Annotated in this window: 18 protein-coding genes and 1 pseudogene; 9 read left to right on the top strand and 10 right to left on the bottom strand. The window is 70.5% G+C overall.

From position 1 onward, the window contains the following. Window positions 1-103: 103 nt before the first annotated feature. Window positions 104-1,918, top strand: a complete 1,815-nt coding sequence (gene leuA / locus EMA17_RS05670; RefSeq protein WP_126635795.1) for a 2-isopropylmalate synthase — start codon at window positions 104-106, stop codon at window positions 1,916-1,918. 61 nt (window positions 1,919-1,979) lie between these two features. Beyond that, window positions 1,980-2,672, top strand: a complete 693-nt coding sequence (locus tag EMA17_RS05675; RefSeq protein ID WP_126635796.1) for a FadR/GntR family transcriptional regulator — start codon at window positions 1,980-1,982, stop codon at window positions 2,670-2,672. A 273-nt stretch (window positions 2,673-2,945) separates the two neighbouring features. On the opposite strand, the gene EMA17_RS05680 is transcribed toward EMA17_RS05675, so the two are convergent. Next, on the bottom strand, window positions 2,946-3,524 hold the full coding sequence (locus tag EMA17_RS05680; protein WP_126635797.1) for a YdeI/OmpD-associated family protein: 579 nt from the start codon (window positions 3,522-3,524) through the stop codon (window positions 2,946-2,948). Window positions 3,525-3,752: 228 nt separating this feature from the next. Between EMA17_RS05680 and EMA17_RS05685 the strand changes: the two genes are divergently transcribed. From EMA17_RS05685 to EMA17_RS05695, 3 genes are all read left to right on the top strand, one after another. Beyond that, entirely contained in the window at window positions 3,753-4,865 is a 1,113-nt protein-coding gene (locus EMA17_RS05685) for an LLM class flavin-dependent oxidoreductase (RefSeq protein ID WP_126635798.1), read from the top strand. A gap of 44 nt (window positions 4,866-4,909) precedes the next feature. Further along, window positions 4,910-5,560: an FMN reductase gene (locus EMA17_RS05690; protein ID WP_126635799.1), complete on the top strand. Its 651-nt coding sequence runs from the start codon at window positions 4,910-4,912 to the stop codon at window positions 5,558-5,560. Window positions 5,561-5,765: 205 nt separating this feature from the next. Beyond that, window positions 5,766-6,137: an OsmC family protein gene (locus tag EMA17_RS05695; protein ID WP_126635800.1), complete on the top strand. Its 372-nt coding sequence runs from the start codon at window positions 5,766-5,768 to the stop codon at window positions 6,135-6,137. A gap of 41 nt (window positions 6,138-6,178) precedes the next feature. Here EMA17_RS05695 and EMA17_RS05700 read toward each other — a convergent pair whose 3' ends face one another. Together EMA17_RS05700 and EMA17_RS05705 are read right to left on the bottom strand one after the other, a co-directional pair. Beyond that, entirely contained in the window at window positions 6,179-6,820 is a 642-nt protein-coding gene (locus tag EMA17_RS05700) for a GNAT family N-acetyltransferase (RefSeq protein ID WP_126635801.1), read from the bottom strand. Between the two features lie 43 nt (window positions 6,821-6,863). Next, window positions 6,864-7,496: a TetR/AcrR family transcriptional regulator gene (locus EMA17_RS05705; protein WP_126635802.1), complete on the bottom strand. Its 633-nt coding sequence runs from the start codon at window positions 7,494-7,496 to the stop codon at window positions 6,864-6,866. Window positions 7,497-7,697: 201 nt separating this feature from the next. Between EMA17_RS05705 and EMA17_RS05710 the strand changes: the two genes are divergently transcribed. The 3 genes from EMA17_RS05710 to EMA17_RS05720 all read left to right on the top strand — a co-directional run bounded on the left by EMA17_RS05710 (window position 7,698) and on the right by EMA17_RS05720 (window position 10,525). Beyond that, the gene (locus tag EMA17_RS05710; protein ID WP_126635803.1) at window positions 7,698-8,921 is read left to right on the top strand and encodes an acyl-CoA dehydrogenase family protein; all 1,224 of its coding nucleotides are present in this window, start codon (window positions 7,698-7,700) and stop codon (window positions 8,919-8,921) included. Between the two features lie 66 nt (window positions 8,922-8,987). Further along, entirely contained in the window at window positions 8,988-9,743 is a 756-nt protein-coding gene (locus tag EMA17_RS05715; RefSeq protein ID WP_126635804.1) for an SDR family oxidoreductase, read from the top strand. Continuing rightward, the gene (locus EMA17_RS05720) at window positions 9,740-10,525 is read left to right on the top strand and encodes an SDR family oxidoreductase (protein WP_126635805.1); all 786 of its coding nucleotides are present in this window, start codon (window positions 9,740-9,742) and stop codon (window positions 10,523-10,525) included. The genes EMA17_RS05715 and EMA17_RS05720 overlap by 4 nt, the downstream gene beginning before the upstream one ends. A gap of 35 nt (window positions 10,526-10,560) precedes the next feature. Here the strand turns inward: EMA17_RS05720 and EMA17_RS05725 are convergent, their stop codons facing one another. The 4 genes and pseudogenes from EMA17_RS05725 to EMA17_RS53820 all read right to left on the bottom strand — a co-directional run. Continuing rightward, a complete protein-coding gene (locus EMA17_RS05725; RefSeq protein WP_126635806.1) occupies window positions 10,561-11,121 on the bottom strand; it encodes a hypothetical protein in 561 nt (186 codons plus the stop codon). 78 nt (window positions 11,122-11,199) lie between these two features. Further along, on the bottom strand, window positions 11,200-12,288 hold the full coding sequence (locus tag EMA17_RS05730; RefSeq protein WP_246126516.1) for a MerR family transcriptional regulator: 1,089 nt from the start codon (window positions 12,286-12,288) through the stop codon (window positions 11,200-11,202). 83 nt (window positions 12,289-12,371) lie between these two features. Next, the gene (locus EMA17_RS05735) at window positions 12,372-12,569 is read right to left on the bottom strand and encodes a DUF397 domain-containing protein (RefSeq protein ID WP_126635808.1); all 198 of its coding nucleotides are present in this window, start codon (window positions 12,567-12,569) and stop codon (window positions 12,372-12,374) included. A gap of 35 nt (window positions 12,570-12,604) precedes the next feature. After that, window positions 12,605-13,348: pseudogene (locus EMA17_RS53820) on the bottom strand (helix-turn-helix domain-containing protein); the annotation flags it as partial. A 530-nt stretch (window positions 13,349-13,878) separates the two neighbouring features. Here EMA17_RS53820 and EMA17_RS05745 point away from each other — a divergent pair. Continuing rightward, window positions 13,879-14,397, top strand: coding sequence for a hypothetical protein (locus EMA17_RS05745; protein ID WP_174861312.1), 519 nt, complete (start codon window positions 13,879-13,881; stop codon window positions 14,395-14,397). 41 nt (window positions 14,398-14,438) lie between these two features. Here the strand turns inward: EMA17_RS05745 and EMA17_RS05750 are convergent, their stop codons facing one another. The 3 genes from EMA17_RS05750 to EMA17_RS05760 all read right to left on the bottom strand — a co-directional run bounded on the left by EMA17_RS05750 (window position 14,439) and on the right by EMA17_RS05760 (window position 17,663). Next, the gene (locus tag EMA17_RS05750) at window positions 14,439-15,776 is read right to left on the bottom strand and encodes an SAM-dependent methyltransferase (protein ID WP_126635809.1); all 1,338 of its coding nucleotides are present in this window, start codon (window positions 15,774-15,776) and stop codon (window positions 14,439-14,441) included. A 169-nt stretch (window positions 15,777-15,945) separates the two neighbouring features. Further along, window positions 15,946-16,752, bottom strand: a complete 807-nt coding sequence (locus EMA17_RS05755) for an amino acid ABC transporter ATP-binding protein (protein WP_126635810.1) — start codon at window positions 16,750-16,752, stop codon at window positions 15,946-15,948. After that, window positions 16,749-17,663: an amino acid ABC transporter permease gene (locus tag EMA17_RS05760; protein WP_126635811.1), complete on the bottom strand. Its 915-nt coding sequence runs from the start codon at window positions 17,661-17,663 to the stop codon at window positions 16,749-16,751. The genes EMA17_RS05755 and EMA17_RS05760 overlap by 4 nt, the downstream gene beginning before the upstream one ends. Between the last annotated feature and the right edge of the window lie 66 nt (window positions 17,664-17,729).

Below are 17,729 nucleotides of genomic sequence, written 5' to 3' on the forward strand. Positions count from 1 at the left end.
CTTCTTCTCGGCCGCCGCGGCGGGGTCTGATCCGACCGGCACCCCGCCGCGGGGTTCGGTGTCGCCGGTCGACCCCTCCGAGGAGCGAGGACGATCCCGCACCATGACCGAACACACCATCACCGACCGTGACCGTGCGGCCGGGCACACCTTCCCCACCCTGCGCACGCCCGCCGGCCCGATCCCCGAGGGCCGCCCGCACTGGAACCGGCAACGCCCCGGCACGATGCCGCACCACCGCTACCGCCCGGCGCACGAGCGGGTCCGCGTCGATGCCGACCCGGCCCGGCGGAGTTGGCCGGACAATCGCATCGAGCAGGCGCCGCTGTGGGTCCCGGTGGACCTGCGCGACGGCAACCAGGCGCTGGCCGAACCGATGGACCCCGTACGCAAGCGGCGGATGTTCGACCTGCTGGTGGCGATGGGCTACAAGGAGATCGAGGTCGGTTATCCCTCGGCGAGCCGGGCCGACTTCGACTTCGTCCGGCATCTGGCGGAGAACGACGCGGTACCGGACGACGTCACCGTCGTGGTCTTCACCGCCGCGCGGACCGACCTGATCGAACGTACGCACCAATCGATCGAGGGCCTGCCGCACGCCGTCGTACACATGTACACCGCGACCGCGCCGACGTGGCGCGAGGTCGTGCTCGGCCACGACCGGGCCGCGCTGCACGCGCTGATCCTGGCCGGCGCGAAGGACGTGGCACGCGGCGCCGACGCGCGACCCGGGGCGGACATCCGGTTCCAGTTCTCGCCGGAGGTGTTCAACCTGACCGAGCCCGACTACGTCCTGGAGGTGTGCGACAGCCTCACCGAACTGTGGGACGCGAGCCCGGACCGGCCGGTGATCCACAACCTGCCGGCCACGGTCGAGATCGCCACGCCGAACGTGTACGCGGACCAGATCGAGTACATGCACCGCCATCTGGCCCGCCGGGACGCGGTCGTGCTGTCCGTGCATCCGCACAACGACCGGGGGACGGGCGTCGCGTGCGCCGAGTCGGCACTGCTCGCGGGGGCGCAGCGGATCGAGGGCTGCCTGTTCGGCAACGGTGAGCGGACCGGCAACGTGGACCTGGTCACGCTCGCGCTGAACCTGTACACGCAGGGGGTGGATCCGATGATCGACTTCTCCGACATCGACGAGATCCGACGCACGGTGGAGTACGCGAACCGGATCGATGTGCACGCCCGGCATCCGTACGGCGGGGATCTGGTCCACACCGCGTTCTCCGGCACGCACCAGGACGCGATCAGGAAGGGCTTCGCGCACCACGCGCGCGAGGCCGAGCGGCTGGGGGTGGGGCAGGACCGGGCGCCGTGGAACGTGCCGTATCTGCCGATCGACCCCGCCGACCTCGGGCGCGACTACGAGGCGGTGATCCGGGTCAACAGTCAGTCCGGCAAGGGCGGCATCGCCTACCTGATGCAGAGCGCACACGGCCTGGACCTGCCGCGTCGGCTCCAGATCGAGTTTTCCCGCGTGGTCCAGGAGGCCACGGACGACAGCGGCGAGGAGATCGGCGCGGCCGAGTTGGGGGCGCTGTTCGGGCGGGAGTACCTGGAGCGGCGTACGCCGGTGGAGGTCACGCGGTGGCGAGCGGAGGAGCCTGCGGCGGGGCGGCATCGGTTCGTCGGGACGCTCGTCGGGCCGCTCTTCGGGTCGCGTGCGGTGGTCGGGGAGGGCAACGGGCCGCTGTCGGCCCTGACCGCCGCGCTGGGTACGGCCGGGATCCGGGTCGAGATCCTGGACTACGTCGAGCACTCGATCGGCGCGGGCGGGGATCGGCAGGCGGCGGCGTATGTGGAGTGCCGGGTGGACGGGGTGACCCGGTGGGGAGTGGGGATCGACACGTCGATCCTGGCGGCCTCGGTGCATGCGACGTTGTCGGCGGTGAACCGGGCACGGGGTTGACGCGGGTTAGAATTCATCAGACAACCTGAGATGCACCAGACGTGACGTAAGGCGACACACGATGACGTTCGGCCCCCTGCGCCGCAACCCGCTGGTCGGCCAGGCGGCCGAACGGCTTCGGGACCAGATCGCCGCCGGGCGCTGGCCGATCGGGACGAAGCTGCCCGGGGAGGTGGCACTCGGCCGGGAACTCGGCATCGGGCGGTCGACGGTGCGGGAGGCGATCCGCGCGCTGGCCGGTGCCGGACTGGTCGAGTCGCGGCAGGGGTCCGGCGTCTTCGTGATCGCGACCGAGCCGACGGAGGACCTGACCGCGCGGTTGCGGCGGGCGTCGGCGGTCGAGGTGTACGAGGTGCGCAACCTGATCGAGGTGCGGGCCGCGATGTTGGCGGCGGAGCGGCGTACGGACGAGGACCTGGCGGTACTGGAGGCCAGGCTGCTCGCGCGGGCCGCGGCGCTCGGCGACGACGAGGCGTACATCGACGCCGACATCGCGTTCCACGCGGCGATCGTGGCGGCGGCGCACAACGAGGTGCTGACGGACCTGTTCGCGGTGTTCCAGGTCACGATGCGCCCCGGCCTGCTGGACCTGTTGGCGGCAATGGACGCAAAGGACCTACGAGCCACTGCGGCCGACCCGGGAGCCGACGCCCACGCGGCCATGGTCGCCGCAATCCGAGCGGGCGACGCGGCGGCGGCCGGCCGGGTGACGGAGAAGGAACTCGAGGTCAGCCTGCGAATCCTCCGCGACTAGGGCCCGTCCGGCGGATCCTGCGCGAGCGGATGCACCTCTCGCGTCCGGGTGGACGTCCGCGGACCGACCCTCGGGGTGCCCCGCGCGCCGGCGCCGGCGCCGGCGACGGTGACCCGTGCCCGGGGTGCGGGCGTGGCTTGCCGGGGTCGGCCTGGCTTGGGGGGCTTTGCTCCGGGTCGGTCGGTCTCGTTGGTGCTTCGGTTCCGTGCCGCCTCGGGCCTGCTTCCGTGTCGGTCCCGGGCCTGCTTCGTCGCAGGGATTGTGGCTACTCGCTTATTTCGGGCTGTCGGCGTTGTGCAGTGTGCGCAGGGCCCTGTCGAGTCGGAGCCGCCTGGCCTCCGGGGTGAGGGCTTGGAGCAGCGGCAGGATCAGCAGGTAGCGCCCGGTCCGGTCGAGTGCCTCGAATGCCTTCCTCGCCCCGGGGTTCGCGTCGAGTACCGCCGCGAGGTCGGGCGGCACCGTCGCGGTTTTCTGGGACTCGTAGGCCGCCGCCCATCGCCCGTCCTCCTGCGCCCTGCGCACCTCGGCCAGTCCGGGTTCGCGCATCCGTCCCGCGGCCGTCAGCGTCGCCACCTTGTCGACGTTCACCTGCGACCACAGGCTCCTGGGCCGACGCGGCACGTACTTCTGCAGGTAGTGCCGCTCGTCGAACGACCGCCGCTGCCCGGAGACCCAGCCGTAGCACAGTCCGATGTCGACCAATTCGTCGTCGGTCACCGTCGGAATGCCGGACTTCTTCCTGGCCACCTTGATCCACACACCCTCGTGGCGGGTGTGGTGCTCGGCCAGCCAGCTTTCGAACGCCGCGCCGTCCGCGAAAGCGATGACCTCCACCCCGGCGATCTCATCCATGCGGCACAAACTATCCCCCGCGCCACCCGCCCGCCCGGCCGGCCGGATCCGGCTCCGTCACCCCCACCGCCACCCACGACGCCCGGCGCCGCTCGGCGGCTCCCGCCGTCCCCGTCGGGCCCGGCGGGTGGGGCCGGCTCGGGGGTGCGGGTGTCGTTGGGAATAGTGGGCGTGGGATTCTGCTTGGACGGGGTGATTGAGAGTTCAACTACTGAGAGAGTGGTCATCGTGCAGTTCGGGATCTTCACCGTCGGTGACGTCACCGTCGACCCCACGACCGGTCGGGAGCCGACCGAGCACGAGCGGATCAAGGCGATGGTGGCCATCGCGCTGAAGGCCGAGGAGATCGGCATGGACGTGTTCGCCACCGGTGAGCACCACAATCCGCCGTTCGTGCCGTCCTCGCCGACAACGATGCTCGGCTACATCGCCGCGCGGACCGAGCGGATCATCCTCTCCACCTCGACCACGCTGATCACGACCAACGACCCGGTGAAGATCGCCGAGGACTACGCGATGCTCCAGCACCTGGCCGACGGCCGGGTGGACCTGATGATGGGCCGCGGCAACACCGGGCCGGTGTACCCGTGGTTCGGCCAGGACATCCGCCAGGGCATACCGCTGGCGATCGAGAACTACGCGCTGCTCCACGAGCTCTGGCGCAAGGAAGTGGTGGACTGGGAGGGCCGCTTCCGTACCCCGTTGCAGAGCTTCACGTCGACGCCGCGCCCGCTGGACGGCGTACCGCCGTTCGTCTGGCACGGGTCGATCCGCAGCCCGGAGATCGCCGAGCAGGCGGCCTACTACGGCGACGGGTTCTTCGCCAACAACATCTTCTGGCCGCGCGACCACTTCGTGCGCCTGATCAACCTCTACCGGGACCGCTTCGAGCACTACGGGCACGGTACGCGCGAGCAGGCCATCGTCGGCGTCGGCGGACAGATCTTCATGCGGCGCAACTCGCAGGAGGCGGTGCGCGAGTTCCGTCCCTACTTCGACAACGCGCCGGTCTACGGGCACGGTCCGTCGTTGGAGGAGTTCACCGACCAGACGCCGCTGACCGTGGGCAGCCCGCAGGAGGTCATCGACAAGACGCTGACCTTCCGCGACTCGTTCGGCGACTACCAGCGCCAGCTGTTCCTGATGGACCACGCGGGCCTGCCGCTGAAGACCGTGCTCGAACAGCTCGATCTGTTCGGCGAGGAGGTACTGCCGGTGCTGCGCGCGGAGTTCGCCGCCCGGCGGCCGGCCGAGGTGCCGGACGGGCCCACCCACGCGGCGCTGGTCGCCCGGCGCGACGCGGCGGCGGTGCCGGCCGACGCCGTACCGCAGACGTCCTGACGCCCACCGAACTCGGCGGCACGGAAAGGGAGAAGGTAACAGTCATGGCAGCACCGCTGAAGCTCGTGGTCGTCTCGGCCGGACTCGGCAAGCCGTCGTCCACCCGGCTGCTCGGCGACCGGCTCGCCGAGGCGACCCGCCGGAGCCTGGACGAGCGGGAGGTCGCGGTCGAGGCGCACACGATCGAACTGCGCGACCTCGCCGTGGACATCGCGCACAACCTGGTCACCGGCTTCCCGCCGCCCGGGTTGCGGGCCGCGATCGACACGGTCGTCTCGGCCGACGCGCTGATCGTGGTCTCGCCGATCTTCAGCGCGTCCTACAGCGGGTTGTTCAAGTCGTTCTTCGACGTCCTGGACAACACCGCGCTGATCGGGAAGCCGGTGCTGATCGCGGCGACCGGCGGCACGGCGCGGCACTCGCTCGCCCTGGAGCACGCGCTGCGGCCGCTGTTCGCCTACCTGCGGGCCACGGTCGTACCGACCTCGGTGTACGTGGCCACCGACGAATGGGGCGCGGCGGCCGGGGAAGGCGTCGAGGGAGTGGGCACGCGGATCGCCCGCGCAGGCGGCGAACTGGCCGACTTGGTGGCCGGGTCGCCGCCACACCCGGTGACCCGGCCGTCGTCCGCGACCGACACGGTCGACGAGGTCGTGCCATTCGCCGAGCAGTTGGCGGCACTCGGACGGGGCTGAGCGGGCCCCGACAGCCGGCCGTCGACGGGGTGGGCCCGTCGACGCTCGGCTGTCGAATCCGCCGCGCCGGCGATCGGCCCTCGCCGCGCGGCGACGCGCTGCCCGGCCGCCGACGAGGCGTCCGGTATTCGGAATCCCGTTCTCGATATGTGGGCTTCTCGTTACCCTCCTGTCCCGATCGTCACGGACGGAGAGGTGGAGGCACATGATCGAGGCGACGGCACTGCCGACTCCCTGGCAGGTCAGGTTCCGGACCGACGACAACGAGGGCCTGGCCGACACCCTCAAGGCCGGCGTCGGCGGCTCGGCCGGCATGCGGCCGCACGAACTGCTGGAGGCGGCACTGGCCACGTGCATGGCCATCTCCGCGCGCATGGCCCTGGCGGACCTGGGCATCGGCGACGCCGACGTGGACGTGCGCGTGCACCTGGAACGCGGCGAGGCACAAACCCGCTTCCGATACGAACTCGTGCTGGACCCGGCCCTGGAGACCCATCGGGAAGCGGTCATGGAGCGGGTCGAACGCTCACCCGTACGCTCCACGCTGAGCAAACGACTGATCTTCGACCCCGCCTGAGCAACGATCCGACGAGCGTCGCACCGGCCGGCGCCGCCGCGCTACACGCCGAACATGTCCCGGCAGGCGTCCAGGCCCGTGACCTCGACCGGGATGGTGCGATGCGCCGCCCACGCCTCACGGGTCAGCCGCAGGCGGAGGAAGGAGCGGGGCTCACCCTCGTGCGCCAGGACGTCGACGCCGTCGTCGACGTAGCCCAGGCGGCGCGAGACCCCCAGCGACGGGGCGTTGTCGAACAGCGCGGCCGAGACCGCCCAACGTGCGTCCAGGCCGGTGAAGGCCAGTTCCAACAACCCCGCGCGCATCTCGGTGCCGAAGCCCTGCCCCTGGTGGGCCAGGCCAAGCCACGAGCCCGAGCCGATCTCGCGCCGGTGGGCGAAGTCCTTGGCGACGCCCTCCTGCGTCCCGATCACCCGGCCCTCGTGCACGACGGCGAGCAGCAGGCGCCAGTCGTCCGGTTGCCAGTGGGCCCAGGTACCCCAGTAGAACCGCAGCGCGTTCCGGGCCTTCGCCGGTTGCGGCTCGCGCGTCCACGGCAGGCTGAACGGCATGTAGTCGGGAGCGTGCACACCCTGTTCGGCCAATTCCACCAGCGCCACCAGGTCGTCCTGGGTCGCCGGGCGCAGTTCCAGCCTGGGCGTGTTCACGCGGATGCCGAATACCGGCCAATGATCGGTGAGCATGGTCGATTGTGGGCGAGATCCCGACGCCGATGCCACGGGATTTTCAGCGCGCCGCCGTCGGCGCCAGCCCGTGCAGCAGCAGGTCGGCGAACGCGTCGCCGACCTCGCGGGGCGACATCGGCCCGTCGAACTGGTACCAGCTGTTCAGGTGATGCACGCCGCCGAAGAAGTTGTGCGTGGCGATGTCGGCCGATACGTCCCGGCGCAGCAGGCCCTCGCGCTGGCCCTGTTCGATCAGCGCGCGGAACCGCTCGTGGTAGCGCCGACGTTCGGCCCGGATCTCGGCGCTCCTGTCGGGCGCGAGCAGGTGCATCGAGCGGAAGTAGACCACCGCGTCGTCGATGTTGCCGAGGGTGGTGACCACCACGTCGGCGGCGGCCTCGCGCAGCCGGTCGAGCACCGGCTCGGGCCCGTCGGCGATGGTGTTCAGGCGTTTGGTCTGCATCGCCAGCATCCGGTGGTAGATCTCGACGAGGAGATCGTCCTTGGACGCGTAGTAGTGGTACATCGCACCCTTGGTGACCCCCGCCGCGGCCACGATCTCCTGGACCGAGGTGCTTTCGAAGCCACGCTCGGCGAACATCCGGGAGGCGATCCGCACCAACCGCTGCGGCAGCGACGCCCCGTCGGCGTCGGACTCGACCGGCGCCGCGTTTCCGCGACCTCTTGCCGCCATGATGTTCAACCTTTCGCGGGAGCTTACGGGCGTCAGTCTAGCCAAGATACCGACCGGTCGGTACCGTTAATCGGACACGTCGCGTTCCGTGCGCGGCGCGCGCACATCCCGGGACCGCGTCGTGCACGTCCCGCGAACCCTACGGACTCGGCGCCGTCGACGCCGTCGACTCGGGAACGACCCAGGAAGAGGTACGCGCCGGTGGACTTCGGCTACGACGCCCGGACCGAGGAACTGCGTGAGCGGCTGCTCGCGTTCATGACCGAACACGTCCACCCCGCCGAGGCCGTGTTCGACGAACAGGTGGCCGCTCCGGGCGCCGACCCGTGGGGCCGCCCGCCGGTGCTGGAGGAGCTGAAGGCCGAGGCGCGCCGACGCGGCCTGTGGAACCTGTTCCTGCCGGGCGCCGAGGGCGCGGGGCTGACCAACCTGCAATACGCGCCGCTGGCCGAGATCGCCGGGCGCAGTCCGCACCTGGCCCCGGAGGCGCTGAACTGCGCCGCGCCGGACACCGGCAACATGGAGCTGCTGCACGACTTCGGCACCCCGGAGCAGCGGGAGCGCTGGCTGAGGCCGCTGCTCGACGGCACCATCCGCTCGGCGTTCTGCATGACCGAGCCCGACGTCGCCTCCTCCGACGCCACCAACATCACCACGAGCATCGTGCGCGACGGCGACGACTACGTGATCAACGGCCGCAAGTGGTGGTCCTCCGGGGCGATGGCGCCCACCTGCGAGATCCTGGTGGTGATGGGCCGTACCGACCCCGACGCGCCGCGCCACCGCCGGCAGAGCATGATCCTGGTGCCGCGCGACACCCCGGGGGTGGACATCCGGCGCGGGATGCACGTCTTCGGCTACACCGACGGCCCGCACGGCGGACACGCCGAGGTGGTCTTCGAGGACGTACGGGTGCCCGCGACCAACCTCGTCGGCAACGCCGGCGACGGCTTCGCGATCGCCCAGGCCCGGCTCGGCCCCGGGCGGATCCACCACTGCATGCGGCTGATCGGGATGGCCGAGCGCGGCCTGGAGCTGATGTGCCGCCGGGTGCTGGCGCGCGAGGCGTTCGGCGGACCGCTGGCCGAGCAGGGCGTGATCCAGGAATGGATCGCCGAATCCCGGGTGCGCATCGAGCAGTTGCGGCTACTGGTCCTGAAGACCGCGTGGCTGATGGACACCGTGGGCAACCGCGGCGCGCACCGCGAGATCCAGTCGATCAAGATCGCCACGCCGAGCACCGTGGAGTGGATCCTGGACAAGGCCATCCAGGCGCACGGCGCCGGCGGCCTGTCCCAGGACTTCGTCCTCGCCTCGCTGTGGACGCACGCCCGCACGCTGCGCCTGGCCGACGGGCCGGACGAGGTACACCGTCGTTCGCTCGCCCACCGCGAACTCAAGCCCTACCGAGACGCGGACCAGTGAACCGCGCAGCCCGTTGACGCGGACCATGAGCCGCGCAGCCCGTTCCGACCGAGAGGCAGCCGCCCCGTGACCGACACCTCCCGCCCCGTGGCCATCGTCACCGGCGCCAGCCGCGGCATCGGCCTGGGCATCGCCCAGGCGCTGGTCGCGCGCGGCGACCGGGTCTGCGTGACCGCGCGCGGCGCGGACACCCTGGCCGAGGTGGTCGCCTCGCTCGGCGGCTCGGAGCATGCCATCGGCGTCGCGGGCAAGGCGCACGACCCGGCCCACCAGGACGCCGCCGTGGCCGCGACCCTGGAGGCGTTCGGCCGGATCGACATGCTGGTCAACAACGCCGGGATCAACCCCGTCTACGGCCCGCTGGTCGAACTCGACCTCGACGCCGGGCGCAAGATCCTGGAGGTCAACCTGCTCGCCGCGCTGGCCTGGACCCAGCGGGTGTACAAGGCGTGGCTGGGCGAACACGGCGGCGCGATCGTCAACGTGTCCTCGATGGCCGGCGAGCGGCCCGCGCAGGGCATCGGCTTCTACGGCGTGAGCAAGGCCGCGCTGACCCACCTGACCGCGCAGCTCGCGAGCGAACTCGGGCCGCGCGTACGGGTGAACGCGGTCGCGCCGGCCGTGGTCAAGACCGTCTTCGCGACCGCGCTGTACGAGGGCCGGGAGGAGGAGGTCGCGGCGGCGTACCCGATGGGCCGCCTCGGCGTGCCCGAGGACGTGGCCGGCGCGGTGGCGTTCCTGCTGTCCGAGCAGGCGGGGTGGATCACCGGCCAGACGCTGCTGGTCGACGGCGGCGTGAGCCTGTCCGGCGGTGTGGGGTGACGGTGCTCGCGGGGGCGGGCGTGGTGGTCACCGGGGGCGGCGCGGGGATCGGCGCGGCCCTGGCCCGCCGCTTCGCCGCCGCCGGTGCGCGGGTGGTGGTCAACGACCTCGACCCGGACGCCTCCCACGCGGTGGCCGCCGACATCGACGCCGTCGCGCTGCCGGGCGACGCGGCCACGGAGGCGGGCGTCGCGGCGCTGATCTCCGGGGCCCGGGCGGCGCTCGGCGAGGTCGACGTCTACTGCGCCAACGCCGGTATCGGCGAGGGCGTCGGCCTGGACGCGTCCGAGGAGGCGTGGGAGCACTCCTGGGACGTCAACGTGATGGCGCACGTGCGCGCCGCGCGACTGCTCACCCCGGCCTGGCTGGCGCGCGGTCGCGGCCACCTGGTCACCACGGTCTCCGCCGCCGGGCTGCTCACGATGTTGGACGCGTCGGCGTACGCGGTCACCAAACACGCGGCGTACGCGTTCGCCGAGTGGATGGCGATCACGTACGGCGCCAAGGGCATCACGGTCCAGGCGGTCTGCCCTCGGGGTGTGCGTACGGCCCTCCTGGACGCCTCCGGCCCGGCCGCCCGCCTGCTCCTGGACGACGACGCCCTGGCGCCTGAGCAGGTCGCCGACACGGTCGTCGACGCGGTCGCGGCGGGCGCCCCGTTCCTGATCCTGCCCCACCCCGAGGTGGCCCGCATGTACGCGGGCCGCGCCGCCGACCCGGACCGCTGGCTGACCGGCATGCGCAAACTCCAGGGCAGACTGGACCAGGCCCGGGAGGGCTGAGGCACCGTCGCCGCGTCGGAGGAACGGCCGCGGACTCAACCGGAGTTCGGACGCCACGCCTGCGGCGCGAGGCTCTTCGGGCCGAGGCCGGGTACCGCTGTGCGCTCGGTGCCCGACCTGGGTTTCCTCGGGTCGGCTGATGCGGGAACGTGCGACACGATCACCCACCGATCGCGGGAACGCTTCCAGACCACCTTCTCGTCGACGTGCACCCACGAGGACGTGGCGGCGGCGAATGCCTTGATCTTGACGTCGTACAGGTCGACGGAGATCGGTTGTTCCCACGCGTAGGTGACGTCGCGCCACTGCTGCCGGCCGTGCGCGCTCATCCGCAGTTCGGCATCCTGCTCGCCTCGGTCACCGCCGATGTCGAGATGCCGGGCCAACTTCGGCACATCGCCCGCGTTGAGCAGTGCGACGTAGCCGTCCAGGTACTTCCGCAGTCGTCCTTCATCCGGTACGGAATCCTGCTCCGCAGAGCTTGATGCGGCATTGCCGCCATCGCCCCCGCAACCCGCCGAAACAATCGCGAGCAGCATCCCCAGCGCGACTGCCGCAACCTTGCGCCACACGGGCGCTGTACCACGAACGGCCATCGGTCCCCCCTCCGTTCACCGGGGGTGCCTTTCCAACAAACGCCATCGACAACCATTTCGCGGGTCCGGCGGTCGTGTTCAGGCCACGAGCAGGCGCAGGCCCAGTTCCGCCGCGTCGAGGTCGGCCAAGTCGCCGTTGCGCTCGGACCACCGGCCGCAGGCGAGGTCGTCGCGGAGCCGGTGCACCGCCCGCTGCTCGGCCTCCGGGCCGACGCGGGTCCACAGCGAGATCGCGCGGCGCACGGGTTCGTCCAGGTACGCCTCGGGGCGGCGCCAGTACGCCTCGAAGAAGCCGTCGGCGCAATCCCACGGGATGAGCACCGGCTCCAGGCGGGCGCCGATCGTGCCGGCCAACCGCTGCACCGAGGGGCGGCCGGCGACGAGTCCGGTGACCTCGGGCAGATAGTCGCGGATGAGCCAGAACCGGTCCCGCCACGCGGCGTCGTGGGCGTCGTGCGTGAACACCACCACGCGCCGGGCCACTCGCCGCATCTCGCGCAGCCCGGCGATCGGGTCGCGCCAGTGATGGATGGTGCTGAAGGCCATGGCCGCGTCGAAGGACTGGTCCGGGAACGGAAGGCTCTCCGCCTCGGCCGCCACGCACGGGGCCGCGCCCGCGGGACGCTGCGCCCGCATGACCGCCGACGGCTCCACCGCGGTCACGTCGCGGTCCGGGGGTTCGTACGAGCCGGTGCCGGCGCCGACGTTCAGGACGGTTCGGGCGTCGCCGAGTGCTGCCCAGACCCGCGCGGCGATGCGCGGCTCGGTGCGGCGCGTCACCGGGTACGCGGATCCGATCGTGTCGTACAACTGGGCCCCGAGTACCTTCAGTTGGTCCTCCGAGGTGGTTCTGATCCCCATTGCCCGTGCCTCCAGTTCCGAGTCGATGGCCGTCACCATGGCGGCGGCCCGGTCGCGCTGCTCCAGCAGCAGAGCGCGCAATCGGCGCAGGCGCGCGACCGCGTCGGTGTCGGGGTCGTCGACCAGATCCGCGATCTCGCGCAGCCCGAAGCCGAGTCGCCGATAGGCGAGCACCTCCCGCAACCGCTCCACGTCCCCGGCCGCATAGGCCCGGTAGCCGGCCCTCGTTCGTGTGGACGGCCGCACAAGCCCGATCTCGTCGTAGTGATGCAGCGTCCGGACGCTCACACAGGCCAACTCGGCCACACGCCCCACAGTCAGGTGCTCCTCCACACCCCCGACAATGCGCCATGACGCCACGTGAGGGTCAAGCATCGGCGGTTCGTGCGTCAGCTGCGGATTGCGCTGGTCAGGGCTGTCCACGCGGCTGTGGTTATCGTCAGGTGTCCGATGCTCGGGTCTTTCGAGTCGCGTATCGGGACGATGCCCGGGAGATCATCGCGGACCTCGACACAGTTGCCTTGATCCCCGTTGCTGTACGTGCTCTTTCGCCATGTCGTGACGTCTGCGCCTCGGGTCTTTCCCATGCTTCCAACTCCTGGATGACTGCTCGGATCATCGCTGCCGACTCTCTCGGGGACAGAGCGTAGGCTCGTAGACGATCGTAGGCCGCCTGATGGTCGGCGACGGTGGTTGGATCCTCGCGCAACTGTCCGGTGTGGCTGCCTTCGAGGTATGCGACGGGCTCGCTGTCCGGGAGCGTCAGAAGGGTCAGCGATCCACCCAACACCGAGTGCGCCCCGGCGTCGAACGGCAGGACCTGGATCGTGCCGTACTGCGTATCCATCCGGGGCAACAGTGTTTCGAGTTGTGCGCGCATGACGGCCGGCCCACCGATCGGCCGAGCGATGGCTGCCTGATCGAGGATCGCGTCGTACCGTGGTGGGTCCTTCCGCGTGAAGATGCGTTGGCGATTGATGCGCGCGATGACGCGACGTTCGATCTCGGCCGTCGGCGCACCGGGCTCGAACCCGATGAATTGGGCGCGGGCGTAGTCGGGGGTTTGCAGCAGACCGGGAATCGTCTGTCCCGCGTACTCCAGGATCTGGATCGCCGTCGCCGCCAGCGTCATGAACGCGCGGTAGCGGTCCGGGAATTGGTCGTGCTCCACCATCTCGTACAGTCGCCCGAACAGACCGTCCGTCTCGAACGTGATGTCCAGCCGTGCCGGCATGTCCGGTGGGATCGCGCTTTCGCCTGTCTCGTACCGGGACAGGGCTGCCTTGCTATAGCCCAGGATCGACGCGCACGTCGTCAGTGACATGCCCACGTTGTTGCGCTTGACCCGAATCTCACGTCCGTACATTCGGCGAGGCGAGCCTTGGGGGTCGACGTCTTTTTCTCGATATCGCACGGGTGTTCCCTCTTTCGTTCCACCGCAAATCGGTAACGGCGCCGAGATGCGCAGGTCGGTTCGCCCACTTCATGATGGGACGCAGGGCGACAGACCGTGTGCGAAACGGAGCGGAAGTCCCCTTGTTCGAGAACGTCGCCGGACGCAGGAGCCGAAAGGTCCTGACGGCGGCGGGCGTTGGGGGCGGGGATCTACCTGGCAGCGGACCCCACCCCCGGCGTGCCTCAAGAGAAAGGACACGTGCCCACGATGACATATCGAATCGGGTGGACTCAACGTGGTGCGACGCCCGCGCCGGAGGTGCATCGCGACCGGCAGGACGAGCGCCTGAGGCTGTTGGTTCGGGAGTGGGTTGCAAAATCGCAGACCGAGAGCGCTGCATCTGTCCCGGTCCCGACTCCCGCAGGGTGGTTGTGGTTGCGACGGTTGTGGCCGGCTCGGCGATTGTTGGTGCGGTTCCGCTCGGATGGACGGACCGGGCGATGACCATTCGGAAGTGGGTCTTGGGGAATACGCAGGAAGACATCGCCAAGGGGCGGGAGTTCTTCGAGCGTTACCGGCATGCGTGGTGCCGGGACTCGTATTCGGGGCGGGAAGGTGCGCTCATGGATGTGCAGGGGCGACAGGTGCATTTGCGGCTGCGTACCGGGACGGAATTCACCTCGAATGTGCGGGACTTGGTGATTCTGCGGCTGGCGCCGCCCGCATTGGGGAGTGAAGTGCGGTATGTGGGTGGGGGAGACGCGAGTCTTCGGCCCGAGGGGATGCTCGTGGAGCTGTGCGCTGTGGATGACGGCGTGCTTGCGACGGTGCAACCGGCCGACGGGGAGGCGTGGTTCGCGTTGTTGGCGGATTTGGAGCGGGCCGGGTGTCCCGTGGGGGCGGTGGCGGAGTGGGGGGAGCCGCCGTTTTTGGTGGGCGTGGAGCCGGAGGACGCGTTCGGTGAGATCTGGGAGCGGATCAAGGCCGCTCAGGACGCCTGGTGGGTGCGGGGGCGATAGGCGGCGCCCCCGTCACCCGCCGGGTCCTGCGGGCCCCCGTGCTACAGGGTGCGCGTGGGGGGCATTCCGGAGTGGCCCGTGGGTGGGGTCTTGACGGCCAGGATCTGGTTCACGCCGATTCGGTTCTGTTCGAAGGCCAGGGCCGAGGCGGCCATGTAGAGGCGCCAGACGCGGACTCTGCCCGGGGTCGTCAGCGTGGCCGCCCGCTCCCGGTCGGATTCCAGGTTGGTCACCCATGCGCGCAGCGTGGTCGCGTAGTGCTCGCGGAGCGCGTGTACGTCGCGGACCTCGAGCCCGGCCTCCTCCAATACCGACACCGTGGTGCCGATCGGGGCCAACTCGCCGTCGGGGAAGACGTAGCGGTCGATGAACTCGTCGACCTGGTAGGTCTCCTCGTTCGGCACGGGGCGGCGGGAGATCTGGTGGTTGAGCAACCGCCCGCCGGGGCGCAGGAGTTCGTACAGCGTGTCGGCGTAGGCGCGGAACTGCACGCGGCCCACGTGTTCGGCCATGCCGATCGAGGAGATCGCGTCGTAGGGGCCGTCGGCGTGCTCGCGGTAGTCCTGGATCCTGATCTCCACCCGCCCGGTCAGACCGGCCTCGGAGACCCGCTTGCGAGCCAGGTCGGCCTGTTCGTGCGAGATGGTGATGCCGACCACCTGCACGCCGTAGTGCTCGGCGGCGTGCAGCGCCATCGAACCCCACCCGCAGCCGACGTCGAGCAGCCGCATCCCGGGGCCGAGCGCGAGCTTGCGGCAGATCAGGTCCAGCTTCGCCCGCTGGGCGTCCTCCAACGTCGCGTCGGGGCGATCCCAATAGGCGCACGAGTAGACCATGGACGGGCCCAGGACCAGCCCGTAGAAGTCGTTGCCGACGTCGTAGTGGTGCCGGATCGCCTCCTGGTCGCGGCGCACGCTGTGCAGCACGCCCCGGCGGCGCCGGACCTCCTCGGCGGGCGCCGGCGGCGGCACCGGCAGGCCGGTCAGGGTGAGCATCGTGCCCAGCGGGCGGGCCGCGTCGCGCGCGGTACGCCCGGCGGCGCGCAGCCGGGCGGCGGGTCCGAACCGGGCGCCGGAGACGCCCGCCACCGGCCCCACCGGCACCGGCTCGTCGCGGTTGAGCGCCAGCCCGGACAGCCGGGTCAGCGCGTCGTAGAGGTCACCGTCGACATCGAGGTCGCCCGACACCCAGCCGCGGGCGAAGCCGAGTTCGCCCGGCGACCACACCAGTCGGCGCAGCGCGCGGCGATTGCGCACCACCAGCGCCGGACCGTCCGGCGGACCGGCCTCGCTGCCGTCCCAGGCCCGGATCCGGATCGGCGACGGGCGGCCGAGGACCTGCTGAGCCAGTGCGGCGAGGCGGTCGGCGGTGTGCGGCATGACGGATTCCTCCGCGGTGGTGGATCCCCGGACTCCCGAGCCGGGCGACACCGTTGCCCCTACCCCACGCGCGCCACGACTCGAACGGAATTGCTCCGTCCGGGCCGGCCGGCCGCCCCGGACGGAGCAGGACGGCCGCCGGCCACGCGCACCGAGCGCGACGCCGAGGTCACAGCACCTTGGACAGGAACGCCTTCGTGCGCTCGTGCTGTGGGTTGGCCAGTACCTCGCGCGGATGACCCGCCTCGACGACCAGTCCGTCGTCCATGAACACCAACGAGTCGCCCACTTCGCGGGCGAAGCCCATCTCGTGGGTGACCACGATCATCGTCATGCCGTCCTCGGCCAGCCCGCGCATGACCTCCAACACCTCGCCGACCAGTTCGGGGTCGAGCGCCGAGGTGGGCTCGTCGAAGAGCATCAGCTTGGGGTCCATCGCCAGTGCCCGGGCGATGGCCACCCGCTGCTGCTGGCCGCCGGAGAGCTGCGAGGGGTAGGCGTCGGCCTTGTCGGCCAGGCCCACCCGCGCCAGCAACTCGTGTGCGCGGGCCCGGGCCTCGGGCTTGCCGATGCCCTTGACCTGGGTGGGCGCCTCCATGATGTTGCCCGCGGCGGTCATGTGCGGGAACAGGTTGAAGCGCTGGAAGACCATGCCGATGTCGCGCCGCTTGAGGGCGACCTCGCTGTCCTTGAGCTCGTAGAGCTTGCCGTCCTTCTCCCGGTAGCCGACGAGGTGGCCGTCCACCCACAACCGTCCGGCGTTGACCTTCTCCAGGTGGTTGATGCAGCGCAGGAAGGTGGACTTGCCGGAGCCGGAGGGGCCGACGATGCACATGACCTCGCCGGTCGCGACCTCCAGGTCGATGCCCTTGAGCACTTCGAGCGGGCCGAAGGACTTGCAGACGTCCTGGGCCCGGACCATCACCCGACCGGGCTCGGTCGGGCGGGGGGCGGGCTTGTCGAGATTGGTCGTCATCGGGTCTTGACCCCCGGGCGCCGGGTGCTGAATACATTGGCCATGATCCGCTGGAGCGGAGTGGGCGGCAAGGCTCGACTGGATCCACGAGCGAAGTAGCGCTCGAGGTAGTACTGGCCGATGCTGAACACCGTGGTCAGCAGCAGGTACCAGAAGCAGGCGGCGAAGAGGAGTTCCATCACCGCGAGGTTGTGCGTGTACACGTCCTTCGCCTTCTGCAGCACTTCGGGATAGACCACGGCGCTGGCGAGCGAGGACGTCTTGAGCATGTTGATGAACTCGTTGCCGGTCGGCGGCACGATGACGCGCATCGCCTGCGGCAGCACGATCCGGCGCAGCGTGCGGCCCTTGGACATGCCGAGCGCGTGCGCCGCCTCGGTCTGGCCCTCGTCGACCGACTGGATGCCGGAGCGCACGATCTCCGCCATGTAGGCGCCCTCGTTGATGCCGAGGCCGAGCAGCGCCGCCATGAACGGGGTGATCACGTCGTTGGTGTTCTGGCCGAACATGGTCGGGAAGACCAGCGCGAGGTTGCCCCAGATGAGCAACTGCACCAGGACCGGGGTGCCGCGGAAGAACCAGATGTAGACCGAGGCGACGGTCGAGGTGACCGGGTTGCCGGACAGCCGCATGATCGCCGCCAGCACACCGAGGACGAGCCCGACCGCCATGGCCGCCAGGCTGATCAGCAGGGTGTTGCCGGCGCCCTTCATGATCTGGTCGTCGAACAGGTAGTCGCCGGTCACGTCCCAGTGGATCTTCGCACTGGCGAACGCGTTGATCAGCAGGCCGACCAGGGCGAGGACCACGACGGCGGCGACCCAGCGGCCGTAGTGCGGTACGGGGATCGCCTTGATGGGTTCCCGCTTGACCGGCTGTTTGTCGGCAGGGGGTGTTGCGGGCGTGGTCACGGTCGGGTGACCTCCTCTTGGAGCACGAGTACGGACGCGGATCGGGTCCGGCCCGGCCGTCGGGGG

This window comes from Embleya hyalina (assembly GCF_003967355.1).
Lineage (GTDB): Bacteria > Actinomycetota > Actinomycetes > Streptomycetales > Streptomycetaceae > Embleya > Embleya hyalina.